Consider the following 1482-nt stretch of genomic DNA (forward strand, 5'->3'; position numbering starts at 1 on the left):
AGGCATCTGTCCATCAAACCGCAAAATAATAATGTAGAGGCGATTCGAGAATCGCCAGTCCAGAACCCTCCAAGAAGGCATCTGTCCATCAAACCGCAAAATAATAATGTAGAGGCGATTCGAGAATCGCCAGTCCAGAATCTCTAGATCACGATTGACGCATTTTCCGAGCACAACCGCGAAAGAAGGCGATTCCCGAATCGCCTCTACATTTAATGTGATAGATTGTCTCAATCCTGAAGATTATGGACGCCCTCGGAAACCCTGAAGGGCGTCCGAGTCTCGGAGTTGGGTGAGGGTGGCATTGCCGGTACAGAATAGAACCGTAGAAATTTCTGCGAGTAAATGTTCCACCAGGGTCTGAATCGCCGCCTCGGATTCTGCTGCTGCTTGCAGGAAGGGCCATGCTAAACCGGCGAGGTCCGCACCCAGGGCGATCGCCTTCGCCACATCCAACCCATTTCGCAATCCCCCCGAGGCAATTAAGGGAATCTCCGGGGCGATCGCCCGAATCGTGGTGATACAATCTGCGGTGGGTAAACCCCACTCCGCAAACGTTGCCCCTAAGCGGCGCTGTCGGGAATCCTTCGCCCGTTCTCCTTCCACCTTCGCCCAAGAAGTCCCCCCGGCACCGGCCACATCCACTGCCCCCACCCCCGCCTCAATCAATTTCTGGGCCATCTTCGCCGAAATGCCATTACCTACCTCTTTGGCAATCACCGGCACAGGTAATACATTGCATAACTCATGAATTTTGTCAAGCAATCCTCGGAAATTTTTATCTCCTCGGGATTGAACCGCTTCTTGCAACGGATTGAGGTGCAGAATCAACGCATCCGCTTCCAGCAAATCGACGGCCTTGCGACATTCATCCACCCCATAACCATAGTTCAACTGTACCGCCCCTAAATTGGCAAATAACAGAATATTCGGTGCCAGCGATCGCACCGCAAACGTATCTCCCACCTCCGGTTTTTCCACCGCCACCCGCTGGGAACCCACCCCCATCGCTATCTGAAACTCTTGCGCCACCACCGCCAACCGAGAATTAATCCGCTTCGCCTCCTCAGTCCCCCCCGTCATCGAAGAAATCAACAAGGGAGCACCCAGGGATTTTCCCAGAAACCGCGTGTTCAAATCAATATCCTGCCAATCCAGTTCCGGCAAACAACAGTGAGTGAACCGATAACGGTCCAAACCCGTCCCATTCACCCGAAATTGCACATCATCTTCCAGGCAAACACGAATATGTTCCGCCTTCCGAGATTGGGTTTCTTCCCCAGAGTTTAAATTTGTCATTTGTCATTTGTCATTTGTCATTTGTCCTGGGTTGATGGGAAAAGTTCGTAGTAACGACTTCAGTCGTTCCAATTGTTCGTAGTAACGACTTCAGTCGTTCCAATTGTTCGTAGTAACGACTTCAGTCGTTCCAATTGTTCGTAGTAACGACTTCAGTCGTTCCAATTGTTCGTAGTAACGACT

At 51.1% G+C, this 1482-nt stretch carries 1 protein-coding gene; it reads right to left on the minus strand.

Going from position 1 to position 1482, the window contains the following annotated elements:
* Positions 1–243: 243 nt before the first annotated feature.
* Positions 244–1299 (minus strand): type 2 isopentenyl-diphosphate Delta-isomerase, encoded by a 1056-nt coding sequence (fni, locus tag NG833_RS22425; RefSeq protein ID WP_254567498.1) that lies wholly within the window; start codon positions 1297–1299, stop codon positions 244–246.
* Between the last annotated feature and the right edge of the window lie 183 nt (positions 1300–1482).

Source organism: Oscillatoria sp. HE19RPO, from assembly GCF_024220515.1.
Lineage (GTDB): Bacteria > Cyanobacteriota > Cyanobacteriia > Cyanobacteriales > Laspinemataceae > Laspinema.